Origin of the sequence: Lutibacter sp., from assembly GCF_046055765.1 — a bacterium.
Classification (GTDB): domain Bacteria; phylum Bacteroidota; class Bacteroidia; order Flavobacteriales; family Flavobacteriaceae; genus Lutibacter.
On the sequence record NZ_JASFZF010000142.1, the window covers coordinates 1 to 7,737 of the forward strand.

The following is a 7,737-nucleotide window of genomic DNA, read 5'->3' on the forward strand; positions in this document are numbered from 1 at the left end:
AGCAAACTACTGCTTTCACTGGTGCCATTACTGGTGGAATGACTGAGTACATGACTGTTCTTACTTCGGTTGCAGCAATTGTTATTCCGATCGGAATTGTTGTTGGTCTTTTATGGAAATTTATTCCATCAATTCGTGGAAAAAATATATAATTTTATTTTTGCTTGGACTTTTTGTCCGAGTTTTTTTTATTTATAAGGAAAATATCAAAATGGTAATTTATACTCACGATTTTTCAATCTTCTTTTTTACTATTTTGATGTTTTTTAGTTCAGTTTTTATTGTTAAAGAAATTTATTCTTTTTTAAGAAAGGTTATGTGATGAAAAATATTTTGTTTTTTCTTTTGGTAGCTTTCTCTTTGCACGCTCAATCATTATTGGTTGATAAATGTATTAATGACAATTATTATGTAAGTAATGATTTACTATATTATCAAGAATCCAATACAACTGTTTTTCAACAAACTTCTCTTTCAGCTATTGATAATATTAAGCATGGATTTTTTCTTACTGATAATGGTTGTCAACGAACTTTAAAATATGGAATTGAGATTTCTGAATTTAATTATTTGATGGCATTTTGTGGTGTTTTGATAGGGTTTTTGATTTTAGTTTTAGTTATTTGGGGTGTTTGATGGATTTTATAATTTTTAATTTAACTGACAATTTAAGTTTTAATGTTTTTTCAAGTTTATTTTTGAATTTTGTAGTGATTTTATTACCTGCAACATTAATTCTTAATTTTATAAAAGGTCTTAAAATATGAAAACTTTATTATTTTTTTTAGTTTTATTTTATTCTAATTTTTTAAGTGCAAAAGTTTGGGTTTATGGTTCAGATTGTGGTGCTGCAGGTGGCTTTGCGATTGGTGATTATTATAAAGACTTTGGTTCTGTTTCAACTTATTATAAAATTGTAGAAAATTCGCACAATAGTTATATTCCTTCTGCTTCTGCGTATTCTCAGTGGAGCGGTACTTATGGTTCCCCTGCTTGTGGTAATGCAACTTACAGAAATTCAATTTCACTTAGTGAGTCTGAGTACATTAATTCAACTTGTTCTTCTATGTCTGATACCGTTGTATCAATTCCTGCTTCTGATTGTTCTGGAAGTATTACAAATTATAATAAAAGTGGAGACAGTTATTCAGGAGTTCTATCATATCAAGCTTGCGACTCAAAGTGTTATGTATTAGAGAAACTTCCTTTTAGTTGCCAGAATACCATTAATTACTTTTCAAATAATCCGCAGCAAACAGGTTGTGATATGACGAAAAATACACTTAGTATGTCTTGTGACACGGGGTCTTATTCTCAAACATGTTCTCCAATTCCTGTTACGAATACACCAAGTGATACAAACGATACAAATGATACAAACGATACAAATAATACAAATGTGATAATTGGTGCTACTGGTGCAACTGGAACAGATGGTGTTGATGGAACTAATGGTACAGATGGAACTAATGGAACAGATGGTGTTGATGGAACTAATGGTACAGATGGAACAGATGGTGTTGATGGAACTAATGGTACAGATGGAACAGATGGTGTTGATGGAACTAATGGTACAGATGGTGTTGATGGAACTAATGGTACAAATGGTACAATTGGTGCTACTGGTGCAACTGGTGCAACTGGAGCAGATGGAACAAATGGCTCTGACGCAAATTTAAGCGGTATTGAAAAAATTTTGAACTCTATTAATAATGGAGTAAGTGATTTGAAAAGTGTTTTTGATACTAATGGTACCGATTTGTCAAAGTTCAATTTTGATGATTTGAATGATAGCCTAGTTGTCCCTTTAGATGACAATCGGTCGAGTACTTTAGATTTAAGCGATGACAAAGCAGATACATTTGCGAATTTTGTAATTTCTAAAATTGAAGCTTTGATGTTATCTGTTGACCCATTTCAGCAAATCAAGACTAATATACAAGATAGTAGTCCTGTTGAGTCTGTTAGTATTAAAAATTTTGGTTCAAATACAGAAGAGCAAATGAATTTTGATACTTCAATTTTTGGTAATTTTGATGATATTTATGCTATTGTGAGAAAAATTTTATTCTTTGTATTTAGTATTGTTTTGTTGTTTATGATAATCGAAAATTTTAAAAGTAGTAAGGATTAAAAAATGAGATTCGCGTTAGTGCCTATATTTATTGAAATTGCTTTTTTTATTTTTAAAGCTATAAAAAAATTAATAAAAGTTGTTAAAAAGAATCCATTGGCCGGAGGTGTTGCCACTGGTGGTTTTGTTGATTTCATCATGAACAAAATATCAGATGTGTTTAATTTTGCTGCAAATTCTGGGCTCATGTATGTAGTGGTTGGCTTTGTATTATCTTTTGAACTTTTTCTAATTAAGTATTTTATTTTTGATTTTAGTTTCCCATTTATTGATGATAATCTAGCTAATTTTATAATTACAGCACCTTTAAAAATTCCATCAATTATGCTTGCTTTATCTTTTTTAAATAAGATAGGTTTTTTTGATATTTTGTCAACAATTTATTATATTTCGATTGCTTTTTTTATTATTAATGAGTATCGAGCTGGCTTAAAAACAGCTTCCTCAACATTTTTTAAACAACCTGAAAAAGTTTCAACACCAAAATTTATGAATAATTTATATAAATAGATAAAATTCTTTTTTATTCGTTTCTCACAAATTTTGTAATTCTTTGCATATGTTACATTTAAATCTTGACAATGTGTATTATTTACTGTATAATTATGGTATCTTAAAACAAAGGTTTACAAAATGCTTACAAAAAAAAATTTTGATTTTAGACTCGCTTCGCATATTGGAATGACTCGCCAAAATCTTGTGAGAACATATAAAAATAGTCTTTCTTCTGAAAAAAGAAATATGTATAAAATTTTATCTCTTGGTTTTGAACTATTTTTAAATGATTTTAGTCAAAAAGAACTTATTTTATTTAAAAATTTTAAAGAAGATTTATTGCAGGAGGTAAAATGATGTTACCTTCAAAATTTAATTTAGATGATTTAAGCTATTTATCTCATACATCCATTCTTAGTGGTGAAATTGGTTCAGGTAAGACTTCTTTTTTAGTTCAATTGCTTCTTAATTTGACTAGAAATCCTAAAAGTAAAGTTAAAAATGTTTTTATAAATATAGATGGCTTTAATTTTGAAAAGTTTAATGAGATGTCAAAAGTTACTTTTTCCTGGTTAGATATGTCGCATTTGATATCTTTCTCTAAAAAAGAGAGATTAGCATATACTAAGTACAATTCAGAAGGTGGTGGTGTCATCGCTGAAAATGTTAGAAAAGATTTGGAAAAAGATTTTGATTATTTTGATAGTTTGATTGTGTGTGATGAAAGTGACCATTATTTAACTAAAAAAGATGATGACTTTGCAAATTTTATGAAGTTTAGAAGGCATTATAATATTGGGATAATATTTATAACTCAAAAGTTTCAAAATTTGAATAATAGTTATTATAATTCTGGAGCTATAAATCGTTTTTATAGAATAAGAAATCCTCTTTTTAATATTACAAGTTCAAAGTATTTAGAATTATGGAGTTCTTCAAATACAGCTGTGTCTGATAATTTAGTTTCTATTAATAGTTTCAAAATTGAACCTTTGGTTTTTGAGCTTTATGACACTGGGGATAATATCATATCTTCAAAATTTGTTTTTAAAAAGTTTTTAATTCCTATTATATTTTTAGTGATTGGAATTCCTATAGCAATATATTTTCTTCACAAAGAATATTCTGACATGACTACGGATCGTAATAAAGATTTTAAAAAAAAAGTAGTTGTAAATATAAATAAAAATTTGAAAAAGTCTGAATTAGTTATTGAAAATAGTGTTTTAATTAAATGCATTTCATTTGGTAATTATACAAATTGTTATTTTGATAACAAAGTTTATTCTTTGAATTCTGAATTATTTTTAAAGTTAAAATCATTAGGATTAGAATATAAAAAAGAATTTAATTTAAGAAATACCTATTTTTACAAAGTTGATGTTAAGTTTTTTGATTATATGAAATTTAATATTTTAAATCCTATTGAAAAAAAAGAAAAAAAAGTTAAGGAATAAGAAAATGAAATTTATTTATTTAATTGTGTTTTTTGTAAGTTTGCTGAAAGCAGATGTTATGAGTATTGATGACTTGAGTATGTTGGTGGCATCAAAAATTAATAAAACTTTAATTTTGGATACTTCAATTCAAAACAATTTTTTGGTTTATAGTAATCGTCTTGAAAAAGATTTTAGTTTATCAGAAATTGAAATGATTTGTAAAAAGTTGAATTATAAAATTATGATAACCAAAAAAATTATTTATATTTCAGCAATTTCAAAAAAAGATTTGAATATCAAGAAAACTGATATTCTAGAACAGAAAAAAGATTTACGAAAATATAAGAATAAAGTTATGCGAAGTCAATTATATACAAAAATAATTAGCACCAATATGAAATATTCGAGAATTTTAGAAATAGCAAAATTGATGGACTATAAGGCTATTCGATTAGGTGCAGGTAGGTTTTTGATTTCTTCTAAAATTCAAAAAATAAAAGTAGGTTTTTTTAAATTTAAACCTTTAGATAAATATGTACTTAATGGTCATATTTATGAACTTGATATTAATAAAATAAAAGAAGAAAATATAAATTTAAATTCTCTTTTAAATTATGCTAGCACTGGCTCTAATGTTGGTTTATCTGTTTTAGGTACAGTTGGTCAAGATTTTGTTTCAACTACTCCCACGAGTAGGCTCTCTTTGAATGCAGTTTTTAAATTTTTGGTAACTAAGGGTTTTGGGCGAATTATGAGTAATCCTGTATTTTCAATTTTTGATGGCGAGTCGATTGTCTTTAGTAGTGGTTCGTCTGTTCCTGTGGCGAATGCAAGTATTGCTAACAGTAGAGATAATACTATTTCAACAAGTTACAAAAATGTGACAGTGGGCATGAACATTGAAATTATGCCTAGATTTATGCTAGATAATTCAATTAATTTTAAGCTAAATCTAAATTTGACAAGTTTATTGTCTTATGACTCTGTAAAAAATTTAGTTTCTATGTCTAGCAAATCTTTGACTGGCGTTTACAATTTAAAATTGAATGAAGAGCTTCCATTAATACAGTTTATCTCAAAAAATAGTAACAGTGTAGTTTCAAAAGTTCCTATTTTGTCTGATATTCCTATTTTAGGGCGGTTGTTTACGAATATTAGTGATACGAAAAATACTAAAGTTACGGTTATAATTTTCACACTTGAAAAGAAGAATTCTCTTATCCTTGAAAAAAATAAAAAGTTAATTTTTAAAGGAGGTTTATAATGTTATATTTTATTACTTTTTTTCAAATGTTTAAAGTTTTTTTTATGTTAATTATTTTTGCTATTTTTTTGTATCAATTCTTTAAAGTTGCGATTGTTAATGATTTTTGGCGAGTTTATTAGTTTTGATAAGTTTAAGAGAAAAACACGCTTGCGGGGAATTTCTCTTAAACTCTACTTGATACTAACGAGATAACTGGGGAGCTAGCTTAAATTATTCTTAATTAAGGCATAATTTAAATAGATTTGGCTATAATAAAATATTAAATAAAAGGCTTTTTAAATGGCAATTGATATAAAACATATTGATTTTTTAAATACAGATGATAGGGAGTTGTTAGGTGATTTAACAGAAACTTTTAAAAAGTTTAAACTGCATAATTTTGAGACTCAAAGAGCGATTTCTAGATTTTTTGAAAGAAATAGAGATGAGACTTGGTCTTACAATGGTAAAAGTTTAACGGAGTTTTATTCTCCGAACAAACAGGCAAGAATTCAAAATTGTAATAACTGGGCAGAATTTGCTAAATTTGTTGATAATTCTGAAATAAAGCAAATAAAGTCAAACGCTTGCGGTAATCACTTATTGTGCCCTTTTTGTGCTTCAAGAAAGGCATCTAAAATTCAAAAGAGAGTTGAAGACTTTTTTTATCTTTTTTCGGATGATATAAAATCAAAAAATTTAAAAGTTAGGCAAACAAAAGAAGATGTTATAAATAATGAATTTGATTTGATTATAAGTGAGCATACTAAAAAATCTTATGAAAAAGTCTTAAAAAATCAAGGAAATATATTAGATAAAAATTGGTATTATATAGTACTAACTGTGGTCAATGACAGTGATATTGACAAATGTTTCAACCATTTAAGGGATAGCTTTTCTAATGTAAGACAGTTGATAAAAGATTTTAAAAAAGGTAATAACGGAACTACAGTTTTTAAAGTATCAGGCGGTTTATACAGTATTGAAATAACTTATAATCAGTATAATAATACTTTTCATCCCCATATAAATCTTATGCTAGCTTTTGATAAACCCATTAAAGATGTTAAAATGTATCCATCAAAAAAATTGAAAAATCAAACAAAAATAATGTATAATTCAAAAATTTTAAGTGAGGAATGGAAATTCATAACGGGCGATAGTTATATCACTTCTGTTACGCCTTTACCTATTGATCGTAATAATCATAATTTATTGAAAAAAAATTTAATGGAAATTTTAAAGTATTCTTTGAAATTTAACTCGATGGACTCTGATGTTATGGTTGATTTGTATCCCCACTTATTCAAAAAAAGATTATTTGGAACTTTGGGTTTTATGTATGGTCTTGGTTTGGATAGTATTAAAATTGAGGAATTTATAACAGATAGAAAATTTTATATATTTGTAATGAATTATGTAAATGGCATTTATAGATTTCAACCTAAAAAAACTGAAATAATAATGAATGAGTATGATGAAAATGGTGTGCTTTATAATAATGATACAATTTTATTCAATAAAGTTGAAAATTTGTTAAAAATTAAAAATCCATTTGAAAATGTGTATGCTTTAAAAAATTTAGCAAATGATTTTGTGCATTCTGAACCTGAATTTTTTAGTGATTTAGAAATTGATATATTACAAAAAAAAGGTTTTCCAATTTTTAAATTTAAGTTTAAAAAAAGTTTAGATTAGATATAATGATGTATATTTAAAATAAGGATGAAAAAGATGAAAAAATTAGAAATCGTAACAACTATTAAGGGTCAAGTTTTCGATACTTATGTAAAGCCTGCAAGTGCTGAAAAAACTAATGCGAAGACTGGCGAAGTCTATCAAGCACAACCTGAAAAATATTATCTTCAGTTCATAAGTGAGAAAGTCTTAAATAAAGATACAGGCGAAAATAAGAAGCAGATTGTTGATGTAAAAGTTTTAGTAAATCCTGCAGTTTATGAAGATAAAATAGTTGAGATTTCTGTAAATGTTTTTAATATGGGAATGAATACTTATTATAATCAAGTCGATGATACAAAAATCATAGTAAAGTAGATATAATATGTTAAATTCTGATTTATTTATTTTGTTAATTAATCTTTATATTACAAATTTTGATTTTTTAGTCAAAAGTGATTTTGATGTTAGTGATGAAGAATTAGAATTATATTTAATTTGTAAAAATACTTTAAAAACTTTTTAAGCTCCGCTTTCTTCGAGATGTAAGTCGAATTTTAAAGGTTTTATTATGAAAAAAATAGGTTTATTTTCTCTTGGAGCATCAATTTTGACTGTTGCAGCTAGTGCGGATGTCATTTCTCCAGAGCAAACTACTGCTTTCACTGGTGCCATTACTGGTGGAATGACTGAGTACATGACTGTTCTTACTTCGGTTGCAGCAATTGTTATTCCGATCGGAATTG

9 protein-coding genes are annotated in these 7,737 nt (G+C 26.8%); 8 read left to right on the forward strand and 1 reads right to left on the reverse strand.

The window, feature by feature from the left end; all coding sequences use genetic code 11:
- Positions 1 to 321 precede the first annotated feature (321 nt).
- The 8 genes from QM495_RS12795 (at position 322) to QM495_RS12830 (ending at position 7,369) form a co-directional block, all read left to right on the forward strand.
- Positions 322 to 636, forward strand: a complete 315-nt coding sequence (locus QM495_RS12795; RefSeq protein ID WP_408672505.1) for a hypothetical protein — start codon at positions 322 to 324, stop codon at positions 634 to 636.
- A 127-nt stretch (positions 637 to 763) separates the two neighbouring features.
- On the forward strand, positions 764 to 2,134 hold the full coding sequence (locus QM495_RS12800; RefSeq protein ID WP_408672506.1) for a hypothetical protein: 1,371 nt from the start codon (positions 764 to 766) through the stop codon (positions 2,132 to 2,134).
- A gap of 3 nt (positions 2,135 to 2,137) precedes the next feature.
- Positions 2,138 to 2,644: a hypothetical protein gene (locus QM495_RS12805; RefSeq protein WP_408672507.1), complete on the forward strand. Its 507-nt coding sequence runs from the start codon at positions 2,138 to 2,140 to the stop codon at positions 2,642 to 2,644.
- A 123-nt stretch (positions 2,645 to 2,767) separates the two neighbouring features.
- Positions 2,768 to 2,986 carry a hypothetical protein gene (locus QM495_RS12810; RefSeq protein WP_408672508.1) on the forward strand — a complete coding sequence of 73 codons (219 nt, stop codon included), beginning with the start codon at positions 2,768 to 2,770 and terminating at the stop codon, positions 2,984 to 2,986.
- Positions 2,986 to 4,086 (forward strand): zonular occludens toxin domain-containing protein, encoded by a 1,101-nt coding sequence (locus tag QM495_RS12815; RefSeq protein WP_408672509.1) that lies wholly within the window; start codon positions 2,986 to 2,988, stop codon positions 4,084 to 4,086. The genes QM495_RS12810 and QM495_RS12815 overlap by 1 nt, the downstream gene beginning before the upstream one ends.
- Before the next feature lie 4 nt (positions 4,087 to 4,090).
- Positions 4,091 to 5,332 carry a hypothetical protein gene (locus QM495_RS12820; RefSeq protein ID WP_408672510.1) on the forward strand — a complete coding sequence of 414 codons (1,242 nt, stop codon included), beginning with the start codon at positions 4,091 to 4,093 and terminating at the stop codon, positions 5,330 to 5,332.
- Between the two features lie 282 nt (positions 5,333 to 5,614).
- Positions 5,615 to 7,012, forward strand: coding sequence for a hypothetical protein (locus tag QM495_RS12825; protein WP_408672511.1), 1,398 nt, complete (start codon positions 5,615 to 5,617; stop codon positions 7,010 to 7,012).
- Between the two features lie 36 nt (positions 7,013 to 7,048).
- Positions 7,049 to 7,369 (forward strand): hypothetical protein, encoded by a 321-nt coding sequence (locus tag QM495_RS12830; RefSeq protein WP_408672512.1) that lies wholly within the window; start codon positions 7,049 to 7,051, stop codon positions 7,367 to 7,369.
- Positions 7,370 to 7,513: 144 nt separating this feature from the next.
- Here the strand turns inward: QM495_RS12830 and QM495_RS12835 are convergent.
- On the reverse strand, positions 7,514 to 7,737 hold a 224-nt coding region (locus QM495_RS12835), incomplete at its 5' end, for a hypothetical protein (RefSeq protein ID WP_408672513.1).